The following is a 17,160-nucleotide window of genomic DNA, read 5'->3' on the forward strand; positions in this document are numbered from 1 at the left end:
ATCCTTGAAAAACCAAAAGAATGCGCATTTATCTTGACAACGCTGCTACAACCCCCGTCGACGAACGGGTGATCGAAACCATGGTGGACGCCCTGCGCCTCACCGACGGCAACCCTTCCTCCATTCACCAGGAAGGCAGAACCGCCAGAGCAGCAATAGAGCATGCCCGCCGCCAGATTGCGCGGAGCTTGAATGCCTCTATCGGGGAAATCTTCTTTACCTCGGGAGGCACCGAGTCCAGCAACATGGCCCTCAAGCGTGCGGTGCAAGATCTTGGCGTGCGCCGCATCATCAGTGCCCGCACCGAGCACCATTGTGTGTTGCATTCTTTAGATGCCCTGATTAAAGAACAAGACCTGGAAGTAGTTTTTGTGGATCAAAACAGCGACGGGCACATCCAATTGGAGCACCTGGAAGCATTGCTGCAGCAAAAAGGAACCAAAACTCTGGTATCCCTGATGCACGCCAACAACGAGATCGGCACTTTGATGGATTTGGTAAAAGTTTCGGCTTTGTGCACTCAACATGACGCTTTGTTTCACACTGATACGGTACAAACCATTGGCTTTTACCCCATTGATGTATCCCAACTCAACATTGCTTTTTTGACCGGATCGGCGCATAAATTTCATGGCCCCAAAGGCATCGGGTTCATTTACATCAACAACAGCAATATTGTTCATCCCTACATCGACGGTGGCTCACAAGAACGCAACATGCGGGGTGGAACTGAACATATTTCCGGAATACTGGGTATGGCCAAAGCCCTGGAACTGGCCACTGTTGAAATGGAATCTCGCCAGGCCTACATTAAAGAATTGCGCGATTATTTTGCTCAACAATTGCAATCCCAAATTCCAGACCTAGAATTCAATGGCGATCCTTTTGGACAAGGGCATTACAAAATCCTGAGTGTAGGTTTTCCACTGTCTCAACGTGCCGATCTCCTTTTGCTCAATCTGGACATCGCCGGAGTAGCGGCTTCTGGCGGTAGCGCTTGTAGTTCGGGTGTAGATGTAGGTTCGCACGTTATGGATGCACTTAAAAGAGGTTCTTTGCGCCAAACCTTGCGCTTTTCTTTTTCGCATTTGAATACAAAGGAAGAAGTGGATCAGGTGCTGGTTAAGTTGAAGGAAATTTTAGGATGATCGGAAACATTGAATCAACCATGCTCCAAGACCTCAAAGTCATCGAACTCTCTACCGTACTCGCCGGCCCGGCAGTAGGCATGTTTTTTGCAGAATTGGGTGCTTCTGTACTCAAGATAGAAAACAAAACCACCGATGGAGATGTCACCCGCAGCTGGAAACTGTCGGTTGAAGATCCTTCCTGGGCGTATTCGGCCTATTATTGCAGCGTGAATTGGGGAAAAGAGATCCTGTTAATGGATTTGAGCCAGCCGGAAGAATTGGCCTGGGTGCTGGAGCAAATCAAAAGCGCCGATGTGGTGCTGGCCAACTTCAAACCCGAATCTGCTCAACGTTTGGGACTGGATTACGCTAGTTTAAAGCCGCTAAACTCACGCCTGATTTATGGGGAAATCACTGGATATGGCCCCAATGATGACCGTTCTGCATTTGATGTTGTACTGCAAGCCGAAGCCGGATTTTTGTACATGACTGGCGAAAAAGATGGCAACCCGGTAAAAATGCCTGTCGCCTTGATTGATCTTCTGGCCGCACATCAACTCAAAGAAGGCACCCTGCTGGCCTTGTTACAACGCGCCCAAACCGGAAGCGGAAGTAAAGTAAGTGTATCATTGTACGCCGCTGCCTTGGCATCCTTGGTCAATCAGGCCACCAATTGGCTGGTGGCGCAAAAAATCCCCCAGCGCATGGGAACCTTGCACCCGAATATCGCTCCATACGGCGAACTCTTCGTTTGTAGGGATGGAGCACAAATTGTGCTGGCCATTGGCAACGATCGTCAATTTCAGCACTTGTGCAAAGTATTGCAACTCGATGAACTGGCTCAACATGCGGACTATATCCACAACAATCAACGGGTGCTGAATCGTACTGCTTTGCAGGCGCAACTGCAAGCAAAAATAGAACTGCAAGACCGCGAACCCTTGTTGAAGCAATTCCATCAAATGGGCGTTCCGGCGGGTGGATTGCGCAACATGCAAGAGGTTTTTTCCGATTCACTTGCCCACGAAATGTTGCTGGATTGGGCCTTGCCCGATGGTACTGCCGTGCAAAGCGTACGTTCGGTAGCTTTTACCCTGGAGCAATGACTTATTGCTGCAAATATTCCGATGTAGTGAATACCGACTCAACCACGATGTTCTTGTTTTTTCCGATTACAAACTCACTCAAGCCAACGTGCTTTTTGTTGCGTGGATTCCAATCATAAGTATACCCCAATTGGGTGAATGGATAGCGGTTGTACAGCGTTGAATCTGCAAAAGACATGCGGGACTGTTCCGTCAGCCAAAGCAGATTCTCGCAATCCGCATCTGCTGCATTTTTCAGGTACAAATCACAAGCACCGTCGGTTACTTCGGTATCAATACAGGGCCGGATTAGGTCTTGCGGACGTACCCAAAACTCCACGAAAAACTTTTTGTCGGCATTGGGGGGCAAACCCAGCAATTGCTTCAGGCGCTTGTCAGGGTCTCCGACTTTTTTTTGCGCAGCATACCAATTCTGCAAATCTGGTGCTACGGTCACCCATATTGGATATTTTCCAGTATTGTAAAGCCCTGAGGTCTGGTCGTTTTTATAGTATTTGGTATCCGCTTTCCAGGAAGAGACCAGGACGTAGTCTTCGCCATTGATTTTTTTCCACTTCAAGCTGGGGGAATTGGCCACTACTTTGGTGAGGGCAGTACTGATTTTACTGGCATTGGGCTGTGCTGCATCATTCAAAGCCTTGGAATACTGGTATTTGATGCCGCATGAATTGGCCAAAAGAACGAATGCAATGGCAAAGACGGCATGAACAATTTGTCGATAGGTACGCATGGTGTTTGATATGGTGGGTTCACATTATTGCAAAATTAAGCAAGTATAGTAAAGCGTCAAAAAATCTTTCCAGGGTTCAAAATTCCCTCAGGATCCAGGGTGGCCTTCAAGGTTTTCATCAAGGCAATTTCGGTTGGATTGCGACTCAAATGCAACCATTCTTTTTTCTCCAAACCCACCCCGTGCTCAGCGGTGATAGAACCTCCAATGGCACTCAATGGGTTAAATACCAGCCTTTCAACTTCCATGCGGGTGGCGTGGTCGTTTTGCCCACAGCTGACGTACAAGTGCAGGTTGCCATCTCCCATGTGGCCAAAAACATAAAGGAATACCTCCGGCCAATGTTTTTGTAAGTCCGCACGGATGGTGTCTACATAAGCCCCCATCTCTGCAATGGGTAAACTGACATCAAATAAAAAGATCGGACGATGTACCGAAAAAATAAAATCCACTTGCTCGCGAATGCCCCAAAACCAATCCAGCTCTTGTTGGCTTTGAGCCAAACAAGCATCGTCAACCAGGCCACTTTCAAAGGCTTTTTCCAGCGTTTCCTGAAAAACTTTTTGGTCATTTTCGGGATGAAATCCCAGGGTTTCCAGCAACACATAATACGCAAAATCCTGGGGCAGGGGAGGAGCATGCCGGGAGGGAGGAGAAGTCATCAAACGGTAGTAATCCTGCCAGATCAGCTCGTAAGTCGTGAGCGAATTTCCCAGACTTTGTTTGGCCAAATTCAAAAATTCGACAGCTTGCCCAAAGCTACTGAGGGCAAGGTAGGCGGTGTTTTTGCTCAAGGATGCAGGTTCGAGTTTGAGTACTGCCTTGGTGACAATGCCCAAAGTACCTTCCGATCCGATAAACAGGTGCTTGAGGTCGTACCCCGCATTGTTTTTGAGCAAATGATTCATAGAGGAAAGAATGGTCCCATCGGCCAATACCACTTCCAGTCCCAACACCAGATTGCGCATCACCCCGTACCGGATCGCCTGCAGCCCGCCGGCATTGGTGGCAATGTTTCCGCCGATCATACAACTGCCTTTGGCGCCTAAGTCAAGCGGGAAAATAAGCCCCAGCGGTTGCAGGTGATTCTGAAGCTGTTGTAGAACTACTCCGGCTTGTACCGTTGCCGTTCGATTGGGGATGTCTACAGACTCGATTGTATTCAGGCGCTCCAGGCTGAGGGCAATTTCGTGGGCCTGGGTATGGGTTCCACCTACCACGTTGGTTGTGCCGCTGCGGGGCACAACTGCTTGTTTAGCTGCATTGCAGATTTTCAAAACAATGGATACCTCCTCCGTATTGTGCGGCAAAACCAGGGCTTTGCAATTCAGGTTTTCTGCGCTGACCCAATTGCTGGCCAGTCGCTGTGCTGCTTGATCATGTGTTAAAACGCAATCAGCTCCCAAAGCTTCGGTTAATTGTTGAACGATATCCATACTCTACTTGAAGAGATAATAGGCCAAAATCAGCGTAATGATGATGTTGAAAAACTGCGCCAGCAAAAATGCCCAAAACGGCATGCGGAAACCATCTTTGAACAGGTCAGAGAATTTGGTCTCCAGGCCGATGCTGGTAAACGCAAGTCCGAACCACAAGGTCTGGATGTTTTTTAAATGTCCTTTTACTTCCTTAACCGTATCTGGTGTGAGGATAAAAGAGAAAATCAGTGAAGCCACCAGAAAACCCAATACAAACTTGGGAAATCGATCCCAGATTATTTTTACGGTTGGCTTTTCAACGGCTACGCCATCTTCGTTCTTTTTGCCCGTCAATGTCCAATAAATGCTGATGAAAAAGGCAGCTACCCCGAGCAATACGTTTTGGGAAAACTTGACGATGGTGCTTACTTCCAGCGCTTTTTCACCCACCATCGATCCAGAAGCGACTACTGCACCAGAAGTATCGATGGTGCCGCCCAACCAGGCGCCGGTTACTTCCTGAGACAAGCCGAGGTAATTGGCAATCATCGGCATGAATATCATCATGGGAATAGCAACGATCAGTACCAGGGATACTACAAATGAAAGCTTCTTGCTGTCGCCATTGATGGCCCCGGCAGTGGCGATGGCTGCCGAAACCCCGCAGATCGACACCGCGCTGGAGAGCATAAACGCCAACTCCTCATCAATTTTCCAGCGTTTGCAGACCCAGTATGAAAAATACCAAACGCTTAAAACCACCACCAGAGACTGGATCAGTCCCAGTGTGCCGTTTTTCAAAATGTCGGTAAAAATGACGCTGCTACCCAGTAGAACCAGGCCTATCTTGACAAACAACTCCGTTGTCAAAGCTCCATTGAACCAGGCGGGTAAGTTGAACAATTGTCGAATCAGCAAGCCCAGCAACAAACTAAAGATAACTGCCTCCAGGTTGAGCGCCTTTACCTGGGCATTGCCCGCCAAAACCTGCGCAAACAAAGTAAGCAGAAACAAGAGTGGAAAACCTTGCAAGAAGTAGCGCAATTTGCCGCCAGTCAGTACTACTCCCAGCGCACCACCCGCAAATACCAACAAAAATTGAGCAGCGATCTTGCCCAGGTTGCCTCCTGAAAATACCGCTCCAAACAGATCCGAGAAGGTCTTCCAACCGTATTCGGGCGCAGGCAATACAAACAAGCCAATGGCCAAAAAAATAATGATGAACCCAATGCAGACCGAAGCCCAATCTTCGTGCAGTAAAACGCGGGATTTTTGAGGAGAAATTTCCATTGAATACAGGTTGTAAAGGATTGAATAGAATAGAATACTAAGCCGCCAAAGCTAATCCATTTTCGAAAAAAAAGAATAATTAAGGTAAAGTTGATAGAAATTGTAGAAGTTGGCAAAGGCTGTCAAAAAATCACCCTTTGTTGTGGGGCAAAAATAAGTGTTTCATTTTCTTGGAGCCAAAGGATTAGATAAGAAACTTGAAATGAACCGTTTACTCATCTAATCCTTTGGCAAAATGAAACACTTATTTTTTTATCGCCCCTTTGCCAACTTCTATCTCCTTATTTGTCCTTGACTTCTTTCAGTTGCAAGGCCAGCAATTGCTTGTTTAAGCCCGGAAGAGCGCCAGAAATGGTGGCATCCAATTTGGTCAAATGACCTTCCAGTTCTTTGCTCAATTCGGCAAAGACCTTGTACACTCCAGCGGTAGGTTTTGCATCGCCCGATTCCAAACTGCGGCGCACCGCAGAGATCCGGTTGCCCAGTTTGATCGGGAAATTCAAAGGATCCTGGTCGCTGCGGTTTTTGGTTTGGTAAAGGTCTTCTTCAATGGCGGTAATTTTGGCATTCAAGTCTTTGGCGGTAGCCGTGAATGCACCGTCGGTGGTTTCTTTCATGCGGGCTTCGATTTGTTTGCGCAAAGCGCGAATGCGAATTACCGCTTCATTGCCAGCACTTTCCTTGTCCCGAATTTTCAGCGCAACGTCAAACTGTTCTTGCAAATCAGCGGCGGTAATGCCTTTCAGATTGGGGTTCATCCCGATTTGGAAAGAATAAGTCTGGCTGTATTTTCCTGCTGTAAACCGCACCTGGTATTTGCCCAATGGCGCCTTGGGACCTGCTTGTGGGCGGGCACCCCAGAGGATCATGCCTTCAAAAACAGTAGCTCCCGAATAACGGAGGTTCCAGGAGTAAGCATTAAGACCTGCATTGGTGGAGGGCTTTCCGGGGCCACGAGACCAGGCAGGACCTCCTTCGGCTTTGGCTGGCGCATTGTCGCCTTTGAATTTGTCAATCAAAGTCCCTTTGGCGTCCAAAATCTCAATCAGCACCGAGTCTGCTTTTTCCTGCAAATAGTATTGAAACGTAGCCGTAGTAATGCCGCGAATGGCATCGGCGGGTTGAAACAACATGGCGGGTTGTTTGATGTTTTCGGGCGTCAGTTGGCGGAAAGGCTGGATGTCGTCCAGAATCCAGAAGCCACGGCCATGCGTACCAAGTACCACGTCATTGTCTTTGATCACCAAATCGCGAATCGGGGTATCTGGCAAATTGAGTTGCAGCGGCTGCCAATGGTCGCCTGCATCAAAGGATACATATGCGCCATGCTCAGTACCCAAAAACAACAGTCCTGGTCGAACATGGTCTTCCCGAACCGAGCGTGCAAAATGCCCGTTGGCGATGCCCGTCACGATTTTGGTCCAGGTTTTGCCGTAATCTTTGGTGCGGAACACGTAAGGTTGGCGGTCGTCGACCTGATAGCGGTATACGGCCACATAAGCCGTACCGGGCGTATGTCGAGATTCGTCAATGATGCTCACCACCGAGTGTTTGGGCAAATCTTTGGGGGTGATGTCCTGCCAGGATTTGCCACCATCGCGGGTAATGTGGATGCGGCCATCGTCTGATCCTGCCCAGATGGTGTTTACATCGTGGTTGGAAGGCGCAAGGGAATAAACCGTGGCATAAATTTCCGGGCCATTCATGTCCTTGGTGATCTCGCCTCCGGTTGGCCCCAGGGTTTCGGGATCGGCGTAGGTGAGGTCGGGACTGATTTTTTCCCAGCTTTGCCCATCATCGGTAGTTTTCCACACGTGCTGCGAGCAAGTGAACAACATATTGGGATCTTTGGGAGAAAATACGATCGGATAAGTCCACTGCCAGCGTTCAGGCAAGGCACTGGATGGTTCGCCTGAAAAGAAGCGCGGATACACCTGGATATCGCGGATTTGACCATTGCTGCGGTCGTAGCGCGTCAGCAATGCCCCTTGGCTGCCGGCGTAGAAAATGTCTTTGTTGACGGGATGCTGCGTGATGTAACCGCTTTCGCCGCCCCCCACTGCATAATACCAACCGTGATTGGGGCCGTTTGCTTGCATAAAATTCCAGCCATCGCTGGGAATGGCCAGTGTACTGTTGTCTTGCTGGGCTCCCGCTACGTGATAGGGCACATCATTGGTAACGGTGACGTGATAGAACTGGGTGGTGCAATAATCCTGCTCCGTCCAACTTTGGCCACCATTGACGGAAACACTGCCCCCGCCGTCATCGGCTACAATCATGCGCTGAGGGTTGTTGGGATCGATCCACAAGTCGTGGTAGTCCCCATGCGGGCCGGTGATCTCTTTGTCAAAATTGACCCCGCCATCGGTTGATTTGTAAAAATCCACGTTGAGGCAGTACACGGTATTTTTGTCAAAAGGATCGGCATAGATGCGCGAGTAGTAGAAAGCCCGTTGCCGTAGTTTGCGGTCTTCGTTGATTTTTTTCCAGGACCAACCGCCGTCGTCAGAGCGGTATACCCCGCCATCGTTGGCTTCTACAATGGCCCAAAGCTGATTATTGTCAACCGGAGAAACTGTGATGCCGATTTTGCCCAGGGGTGCAGCGGGCATACCGGGGTTTTTGCTGATTTCGATCCAGGAGTCGCCGCCATCTAATGATTTCCAGAGTTTGCACTCAGGGCCACCGCCCCACATTTTCCAGGTTTTGCGGTACACTTGCCAGGTAGAGGCGTAAATGATTTTGGGATTGACCCGATCAATGATCAAGTCAGCACCACCTGTTTTGGGACTGACGTACAAGACCTTTTTCCAGGTATTGCCGCCATCCATAGAACGAAACACCCCACGCTCTTCATTGTCGCCATAAGGGTGCCCCAAAGCACTAACGTAAACGATGTCGGGATTGGTGGGGTGAACGCGTATTCTGGAGATGGCCTGCGTTTCTTTCAAGCCGATGCTGCGCCAGGTTTTGCCCCCGTCACTGGATTTGTACATGCCGTCACCCTGGGTGATGCTGCCGCGCAATTCGGTTTCACCGCCGCCGATGTAAACAATGTCGGGATTGGTTTCGGCTACTGCTACCGCGCCAATAGAGGAGCAAGTGATTTGTCCATCGGTCACTGGAAACCATTCCTGGCCGCCATCGGTGGTTTTCCAGAGGCCACCGCCGGTGGCTCCGAAGTAGTATTCGTTGTTGCGACCGGGGCTACCCGTGCAGCCCAACGAGCGACCACCACGAAGTGGGCCAATGTTGCGCCATTTGAATTTTTCGAAGTACTTGGCTTCGTATGGATTGGTGAAGGCAGCAGAATTTTGTGCCTGTAGTGTGCTGAACAAGACCAGGTTCAGGAGCGTAAAAAGCAGTTTTTTCATACTAAATTGGTTAGGCGTTTACCTGTTAGGGGCGATAAAAAAATAAGTGATCATTTTGCCAGAGGATTAGATAAGTAAACGTTTCATTTCAAGTGTCTTATCTAATTCTCTGGCTCAAGAAAAATGATCACTTATTTTTGCCCCACTACTTATGGTGGGGCAAAATGAACACTTATTTTTTTATCGCCCCGGTGGATAATTGTCAAATCTAAAAATAAAAATTTAACAAGTTTCCAATTGCCTGGTCTTTTTGAAAAGTCAAGTTTATTTTTTCAAATGGATACCTCAAACCGTTGCTCCAACACCCTTCTACCGAAAGCAGCAACAAAAACCATAGCTTTTACCTATGAAAAGATCACTATTATAAATGAAATTAGTCGGAAATTCTGTGGTATTTTTGAGCAGTATTTAAAAACAATCGCACAATGGATAATACTAAAAGTACGAACGGCGAAAGCAAATGCCCTTATTCGGGCGGCGTTCTAAAGCAGAGTGCTGGTGGTGGTACCAGAAACCATGACTGGTGGCCCAATCAGTTGAAGTTGAACATCCTCCGTCAACGCTCCTCTCTTTCCAATCCCATGGGTGAGGCGTTTAATTATGCTGAGGAATTCAATTCGCTTGACCTGGCAACCGTAAAGAAAGATATCGTCGAACTGATGACCACCTCTCAAGATTGGTGGCCAGCCGACTACGGTCACTATGGACCGTTTTTAATCCGGATGTCCTGGCACAGCGCCGGTACCTACCGCATTGCTGATGGACGTGGCGGCGCGGGCAATGGAACCCAGCGTTTTGCACCCCTCAACAGCTGGCCAGACAACGGCAACCTCGACAAAGCACGTTTATTGCTTTGGCCAGTTAAAAAGAAATACGGCAAAAAGCTTTCTTGGGCAGACTTGATGATTCTTGCCGGCAACTGTGCATTGGAATCAATGGGTTTTCAGACTTTTGGTTTTGCAGGTGGACGTGAAGATGTTTGGGAACCTGAAGAAGACATCTATTGGGGATCAGAAACCGAGTGGTTGGACGACAAGCGCTATACTGGCGATCGCGAATTGGAAAACCCACTTGGAGCGGTTCAGATGGGACTCATCTATGTGAATCCAGAAGGCCCTAACGGAACGCCTGATCCACTTGCAGCAGCTCGCGACATCCGCGAAACTTTTGGCCGCATGGCCATGAATGACGAAGAAACTGTTGCCCTGATTGCTGGTGGACACACCTTTGGCAAAGCCCACGGCGCAGGAGATCCTGGCAAATATGTTGGTCGCGAACCTGAAGCAGCAGGCATCGAGGAGCAAAGCATGGGTTGGAAAAACACCTTTGGCACTGGCAATGCTGCCTATACCATCACCAGCGGACTTGAAGGCGCGTGGTCAGAAACGCCAACGCAATGGAGCAACAACTACTTCAAGAACTTGTTTGGGTTCGAATGGGAATTGACCAAGAGCCCTGGGGGCGCTCATCAGTGGAAACCAAAAGATGGCGCTGCCGCAGGTACGGTGCCAGATGCCCACGACCCATCAAAACGCCACGCACCGATCATGTTTACCACGGATATAGCCTTGCGCATGGATCCCATTTATGAACCAATTTCAAGACATTTCCACGAGAATCCAGATCAATTGGCTGATGCATTTGCCCGTGCATGGTTCAAGCTGACGCACCGCGATATGGGGCCTCGTGTCCGTTACCTCGGCCCGGAAGTACCCGCCGAGGTATTGATCTGGCAAGATCCGATCCCCGCAGTTACGCATGAACTGATCGATGCTCAGGACATCGCTGCATTGAAAGTTCAAATTCTTGCTTCTGGCCTTACGGTGTCTCAACTGGTATCTACTGCTTGGGCATCTGCCTCTACGTTCCGTGGTTCGGATAAGCGCGGTGGTGCAAACGGCGCCCGCATTCGCTTGGCACCTCAGAAGGATTGGGCAGTCAACAACCCAACTCAATTGGCCATTATTTTGACCACGCTGGAAAGCATTCAAACCGCATTCAACAGCGCTCAAACTGGTGGTAAGGCAGTTTCACTTGCCGACTTGATCGTGCTGGGTGGTTGCGCAGGTATCGAACAGGCTGCGAAAGATGCTGGTCATGCAGTAACCGTGCCTTTTGCCCCTGGCCGCAATGATACAGATCAAGCTCACACAGACGTTGATTCCTTTTGCGTATTAGAGCCCAATGCAGACGGGTTCCGCAACTACCTGAAAGGACATTATGCCACCTCCGCCGAAGAAATACTCATAGACAAGGCGCAACTCCTGACCCTGACTGCTCCTGAAATGACGGCGCTGGTTGGTGGTTTGCGTGTGCTGGACACCAATTTTGATCACGCTCAACACGGAGTGTTTACCCAGACTCCTGGAGCACTGACCAACGATTTCTTCGTCAACCTCATTGATTTTGGTACCACCTGGAATGCAACTTCGGATGCCCAAAATGTGTTTGAGGGCCGCGATCGCAAAACGGGCAAGGTAAAATGGACGGCTAGCCGGGTTGACCTGATTTTTGGTTCAAACTCCGAACTTCGTGCCATCGCTGAAGTATACGCATGTGATGATGCCAAAGAACGTTTCGTACACGACTTCGTAGCGGCATGGAACAAGGTGATGAACCTGGATCGCTTCGAATTGGCGCAATGATGATTGGCCGCAAGGCAGAAAAATAACCGTTGAAAGTTGGGAGGTGATCTGGAAACAGGTCACCTTTTTTTTGTAAAAAAATTGCATCCAATCAGAAGGAAACTACCCCACCATATCCACAAACAGCGCCTGAAAGGTTTTTTCCAAATCGGTACAGATGCCGGGATGAGGCCGCGAGGTTTGAATCGACGCGCTGCGTACCGCGGTAAGCCAGCGGAAGCGCTCGGCAGGGTCTAGTTGGGCAATGGGGCTGCTGTTTTTTTCTCCGGCTGCTATCTTACAAAAAGCCTCCAGATTTTTTTGGATCTCTTCCAGGTCTGCGTTTGGCTTGAGGGCCAGGATTTTCTCTTCTCGAAGCTGATACTGCATTCGCACCAGTTTCTGCTTTTTACAGAACAAGATCACGCCAGCATTCACGAACTCTTCCCGTTCGACTACAGGTACAACCCTTACAATGGCATACTCATACAAGTGTTTTGGTTGCATCCTGGACTTCTTTAATAAACTGCTTGGAAAAATTCATCCTTTGGCTCAAGAATTGGAAATACACGGCTCTCAATTGATCCGGGGTTTCGTCTCGCAAATCCCAACTGAGCCATTCGTCAGGGATCAATTGAACGATTTCTTGAAGTTTGTTTTCAGTGAGCAAGGCGCTGCAAATCCGGTCGGCCTCCTCCATTTGGGTGGCTTGTGACAGCAAAACATGGTTTTTTATGTACGGCATAGTCGCCGCAGGATTGGGTGCTATTCCATCCCAACTGTAATGAAAATAAAGCCCCGCGCCATGATCGATGAGCCACAACTCTTTGTTCCAGGACAGCATGTTGGTATTGCGGTACGACCGGTCTACGTTGGTAATCAAACCATCCAACCAGATAATTTTGGAGGCCAAGAGCGGATCAAGGGTTGTCACTGCGGGATCGTAAGTGAAGGCACCGGATAAAAAATGCAATCCCAGGTTTAAGCCTTGGCTGGCTTTCAACAAATCCTGAATTTCTTCGTCTCCTTCGGTACGGCCAAAATCCTCATCCAATTCAGCAAAAACCAGCTCAGGTACTTTGAGCCCCAGTGCCCGGGCAATCTCGCCACCGAGTAGTTCGGCAATCAGCGTTTTTACGCCATGGCCACTGCCTTTGAATTTGACCACATACTTGAAGCCATCGTCGGCTTCTGCCAGTGCGGGCAATGAACCCCCTTCCCGCAGGGGTTGCAGGTAACGGGTGACGGTAACGGTGCGCAACGTGTTCATTTTGTAGGATAAATGGTAACGATGGGGGTAAAAGTAACCAATCTTGGCTCAACATAATCCATGATGCCTGTTTTTCTGTGTACAAGCTTTATGCCTGGGGCTGGCTTTTAGGTCGGAATAATGTCTCGCTTGGCCAATTTTGATGCAATCACACTGACGATGAACAGCTGCAAAGCGTGAAAAATCATCAAAGGGAGCAGCATGATTCCCACTGAGGGCAGGTGCTGAAATAAAATTTTGGAAAAAACAGTGCCGTGCACAAGCGATTTTTTGGAACCACAAAACTGCACCGTAATGCGGTCTTCCTGGCTAAAACCCAGTTGATCGGCCATGAATCCGGTCAGAAAAAACACTGCATAAAATAGGGCAGTTGTGGCCACCGAAATCAGCAATAAATCGCCCACATCAACCGAACTGAACACGTTTTTTTCAAAGGATTCCGCAAAGCTTTTGAAAATGATCAGTAAAATGATGGATCGGTCAAAGGAGGTCAGGTACCGGCTGTATTCCTGGGCGAATTTTCCCCAATAAGGTTGTAAGGCCACGCCGAGGGCAACGGGCACCAGAATTTCGGTGATGAGCTTGAGGTAAATGCTGCTTAGATTAAAATCAGTTGCGGTGTGCTGCATAAAAAGACCCATCCAAAGCGGAGTGATGACAATCCCGATCAATCCTGAAATACTCGCGTTGAAAATTGCCGCTGGAACGTTGCCTTTGGCTATGTTTACCATGACCACCGATGACGAAACGGTAGAGGGCAATGCAGCCAAAAAGAGAAACCCCAACCAAAGCGTTTGCTCGTGAGCGGAACGCATAAAGGGGTAAAAAAGCAGGACGATCAGCGGAAATACCAGAAAGGTAGAAAACTGTACCAGAATGTGCAATTGCCAGTTTTTTAACCCGGTTTTGATTTGAGCCGGACTCAATTTCAGTCCGTAAAAAAAGAAAATCAGCGAGATCCCGATGCTCCCGATCAGGTTGAGGGGAATTGGACTATCACTGCTTCCCCATTCCGGGAAAAAATAGGCAAGCAGCACCACGCCGATGATACCAAGGATGAATTTGTCAATTTTCATTTTCAAAAGGTCAATGGCTGCAAGATAACGCTATTACCCAAAACCATTGAGCTCCGGTTTCCTCCCTTAGAATTTTTCAGCTTTGTTGTAATCCATTACCCTTGCTTTTTCCCTAAATTTTCCACATCATCAAGCCATTTGTTTCTTTTCGTTGCGGTTGATGATTTAATGATGGCAAATGATGAAATCTTTACGGGCTTTATTCCAGAAAATTCCAAAATGCCTACTTTCATCGCATTGTGTCCGGCATTTTTATTGATCAACCAGTAATACCACTGTGGGGTGTCCATCGTAACAATCAGCCTTGCGGTTTTTCCTTTCAATAATTTGTCCCAAAATGGAGAGTTGGGCCGGTACTTAAAGGCGAAAGTTGGTACAAAAACCCGATCGATAAAACCTTTTAAAAGTGCGGGCAAAGTGGATCACCAATTCGGGTACACAAAAACCAAATGGTCTGCCGCGGTGATTTCTTGTTGCATATTCAATAAATCGGGCTCTAACTCGGAGATTTTTCGATAACCAAAAGTCAAAATTGGGTTAAATTTCAAATCAATCAAATGCACCAGCTTGCATTCAGCTCCGGCGGCATCTGCACCTTTCTTGTAGCGCTCTGCCAAAGCATAACAGAAACTTTCTTTATCGGGATGGCCATTGATAATGAGTACTTTTTTCATGTCCTAAGTTTAAAATGAAGTCATTTTAGACAAAAGTACCCGCATAATCAGCCAATGAAGTTACACAATTATGGAAATGATTTACATGATTTACAGGTTTTGGTTTCAGGATTCATCCGGTATTGATTAGGCTTCTTTTTAGAGTCTGGAAACAGATATGTTGTTCTATCCAGCTCTTATTTTATTACTTTGAATTCAATTCCCGTTAATTTACTCAATTCTTCTTTTTCTTTTAGGGTCAGTCCTATCACAAAAATATCTCCCCCCTTTCCGTAGTAAAATTGATAATCCACCGTGGCTAAGATTTTGTTGTTTACATATTTTAGTATCCCTTCCATATCGGCCCAATCATCGGATACTTCTGGGTAAATGGTATGTTCCTCTTCTCTATTCTTGAAAGTGATCTTTATTTTTTCTCTCGATTCCCAATCTTCGTTGATTTCAGTTGGATTAAAATTCCCCTCGGATATTTTCCCTAATTCTTCAATTACAGCTTCATAAGCTCGATTTCCTTCATAAATGATTTCTGTATCCGCTTTTTGCCAAACTTTTTCGGTATCCAATCGCAAAATTTCCAGCTTATTTAGCTGATTCGTTTCAGCATTCCAATATTCTCCTGAATTCGCCCAACCGTCTTGTTTTGAAATTGCTCGTCCAATTGCTAATGCTGTAACAAACTCGTCTGATTTGTCAGAACATGATTTAAACAGCCCGACTTTTCTTAATGCGCTGATTTCCTTTTTTATAAGTTGAATTGGGAACATCTGTTGTTGCAAGTTATTCATCGTACTGTCCATCAACAAATGCAATCCAATTAGAACAATCAAAATAGGGACTGAGTATCCAATTAACAGTACAAGCAATCTTAAATCTTTGTTCACGATTGACAAAATTCCAAGATTTAAGTACCTGAAAACTATCAATACTACTCCTACGATTAATCCCAACTTTATTTTGTTCCAAAATCCCATTAGAGGAAACAATGAATTTGAATGCCAACCTGGAATTACAGCTGAATTCATCGTATTTATCGTAAATGCGAGGACTAAAAAAATCCCAAAAATTAAAAGACTTGAATTCCAGATTATTTCCTTGGTCATTTTTTGTTTTTTTCTTAATTGGCTGTAAACGTGAAGCTTCCCAAAAAGCGCCGCATAGGAAGCATTTTTAGGAAGCGATTGTTCTCGGTATGGCTATGGCTTGATTTGCTTTTTCAACTCATCGATTTGTCTTTGTAATTCAAGGTTTTTTTGAAATTCTTCAATCAGCAACTTGTCCTTCTCGGCGATGATCTCTTCTTTCTCGGCGATGACCTCTTCTTTCTCGGCGATGATCTCTTCTTTCTCGGCGATGATCTCTTCCTTCTCGGCGATGACCTCTTCTTTCTCGGCGATGACCTCTTCCTTCTCGGCGATGATTTCATCCTTTTTTTTCATCTCTCGATCAAAAATTCGATCCAGTTCATCCTCGACATCCATCAAGTCCCGGATTTCTTCGCTGGCAATGGCTCGACCCAAGCGATCCAACATTTTTTTGACCAAGGGGTCATTGGTATCTCCCTGAAAATCGAGTTGATGCTTGTCCGTTGTGCTTTGATAGATCGGACTAAAAATGTGCAGAACCCGCTCCAGTTTGTTGCGGGCTGCTTTGGCTAGCTTACGTACCTGTATCAAATAAGAATCGTGGGTCAACAACTCGACGAAATCCTCTTTGATGTCCAGAATTTCCTGGGTCACCACATCGCGGTATTCCCGATTGATTTTGACCACTCCCGACTGAATGCTGTTCAATGGGAAACCTAAAAAGTAGATCGTGATGATGGGTAACGGGCGTTTATCTAGATCACCTTTATCGTTGAGTACATCGTCTTCTTTGCGGTAATTATCACCTAGATAGCGCCGAAAGCGCATCACATCAAAGGCTTTTTTGGCCTTTTGCAACTCAATGAGGACTTTGCTGATTTCGCCGTTCGCCTTTTTGATTACTGCCTTGAAATCAAAACGCAAAATGCGGATATCTCCACTCGTTTCGGTGGAGGTTTCCTGTGGTTTTACTTCCACACTTTGCACTTCCTCCCCTAGAATGGTCGACAGCAACTCCCGAGCAATCTCTACATCCTCCAGCAGATATTTGAACACTACGTCATAGATGGGGTTGGCGATGATCATACCTGATTTTTTGTTTGATTTCTATCGCAAGGTAAACTATTTCGGGGAGGTTTTGGTTTTTTTTGATGTTTTTTTTGATTGGTGGGTGTTATTGAGAACCTTGCGCTTCCCGAATGTGCGACGCTTAGGAAGCATTTTCGGGAAGCGATTTTTGGGACATTTCTATCTATTTAAATGATTTTCTTGACTTCTTCTTCCTATTTTTTCGAAACTCTGGCAATGTGCGGGATGAAAGGTTGTGTTAAATAACCAGGAAGGCCTGTGCAATTCTGGTTCCCATCTTATAATGAACATTTA

At 47.2% G+C, this 17,160-nt stretch carries 12 protein-coding genes and 1 pseudogene; 3 read left to right on the top strand and 10 right to left on the bottom strand.

Annotation, left to right across the window (positions count from 1 at the left end):
* Window positions 1–20: 20 nt before the first annotated feature.
* Entirely contained in the window at window positions 21–1,148 is a 1,128-nt protein-coding gene (locus ABW391_RS15415; RefSeq protein ID WP_353482784.1) for a cysteine desulfurase family protein, read from the top strand.
* A 20-nt stretch (window positions 1,149–1,168) separates the two neighbouring features.
* The gene (locus ABW391_RS15420) at window positions 1,169–2,236 is read left to right on the top strand and encodes a CaiB/BaiF CoA transferase family protein (protein WP_353482785.1); all 1,068 of its coding nucleotides are present in this window, start codon (window positions 1,169–1,171) and stop codon (window positions 2,234–2,236) included.
* Window position 2,237: 1 nt separating this feature from the next.
* Here ABW391_RS15420 and ABW391_RS15425 read toward each other — a convergent pair whose 3' ends face one another.
* The 4 genes from ABW391_RS15425 to ABW391_RS15440 form a co-directional block, all read right to left on the bottom strand.
* Window positions 2,238–2,966, bottom strand: a complete 729-nt coding sequence (locus tag ABW391_RS15425) for a hypothetical protein (RefSeq protein ID WP_353482786.1) — start codon at window positions 2,964–2,966, stop codon at window positions 2,238–2,240.
* Window positions 2,967–3,022: 56 nt separating this feature from the next.
* Window positions 3,023–4,402, bottom strand: coding sequence for an FAD-binding oxidoreductase (locus ABW391_RS15430; RefSeq protein ID WP_353482787.1), 1,380 nt, complete (start codon window positions 4,400–4,402; stop codon window positions 3,023–3,025).
* 3 nt (window positions 4,403–4,405) lie between these two features.
* A complete protein-coding gene (locus tag ABW391_RS15435) occupies window positions 4,406–5,674 on the bottom strand; it encodes a YeiH family protein (protein ID WP_353482788.1) in 1,269 nt (422 codons plus the stop codon).
* A gap of 281 nt (window positions 5,675–5,955) precedes the next feature.
* Window positions 5,956–9,051 carry a VPS10 domain-containing protein gene (locus tag ABW391_RS15440; RefSeq protein ID WP_353482789.1) on the bottom strand — a complete coding sequence of 1,032 codons (3,096 nt, stop codon included), beginning with the start codon at window positions 9,049–9,051 and terminating at the stop codon, window positions 5,956–5,958.
* A gap of 425 nt (window positions 9,052–9,476) precedes the next feature.
* On the opposite strand from ABW391_RS15440, the gene katG reads away from it, so the two are divergent.
* Window positions 9,477–11,696, top strand: coding sequence for a catalase/peroxidase HPI (katG, locus tag ABW391_RS15445; protein WP_353482790.1), 2,220 nt, complete (start codon window positions 9,477–9,479; stop codon window positions 11,694–11,696).
* A gap of 102 nt (window positions 11,697–11,798) precedes the next feature.
* On the opposite strand, the gene ABW391_RS15450 is transcribed toward katG, so the two are convergent.
* The 6 genes and pseudogenes from ABW391_RS15450 to ABW391_RS15475 all read right to left on the bottom strand — a co-directional run bounded on the left by ABW391_RS15450 (window position 11,799) and on the right by ABW391_RS15475 (window position 16,863).
* Window positions 11,799–12,182, bottom strand: coding sequence for a DUF3037 domain-containing protein (locus ABW391_RS15450; protein WP_353482791.1), 384 nt, complete (start codon window positions 12,180–12,182; stop codon window positions 11,799–11,801).
* Window positions 12,160–12,945, bottom strand: a complete 786-nt coding sequence (locus ABW391_RS15455; protein WP_353482792.1) for a HipA family kinase — start codon at window positions 12,943–12,945, stop codon at window positions 12,160–12,162. The genes ABW391_RS15450 and ABW391_RS15455 overlap by 23 nt, the downstream gene beginning before the upstream one ends.
* A gap of 107 nt (window positions 12,946–13,052) precedes the next feature.
* Window positions 13,053–14,027 (bottom strand): bile acid:sodium symporter family protein, encoded by a 975-nt coding sequence (locus ABW391_RS15460; RefSeq protein WP_353482793.1) that lies wholly within the window; start codon window positions 14,025–14,027, stop codon window positions 13,053–13,055.
* An 89-nt stretch (window positions 14,028–14,116) separates the two neighbouring features.
* A pseudogene (locus tag ABW391_RS15465) lies at window positions 14,117–14,695 on the bottom strand (NAD(P)H-dependent oxidoreductase).
* Window positions 14,696–14,871: 176 nt separating this feature from the next.
* Window positions 14,872–15,795: a hypothetical protein gene (locus ABW391_RS15470; protein ID WP_353482794.1), complete on the bottom strand. Its 924-nt coding sequence runs from the start codon at window positions 15,793–15,795 to the stop codon at window positions 14,872–14,874.
* Between the two features lie 93 nt (window positions 15,796–15,888).
* On the bottom strand, window positions 15,889–16,863 hold the full coding sequence (locus tag ABW391_RS15475) for a hypothetical protein (RefSeq protein ID WP_353482795.1): 975 nt from the start codon (window positions 16,861–16,863) through the stop codon (window positions 15,889–15,891).
* Window positions 16,864–17,160: the final 297 nt, after the last annotated feature.

The sequence above is a fragment of the Haliscomenobacter sp. genome (genome assembly GCF_040403615.1).
Taxonomy (GTDB): Bacteria; Bacteroidota; Bacteroidia; order Chitinophagales; family Saprospiraceae; genus Haliscomenobacter.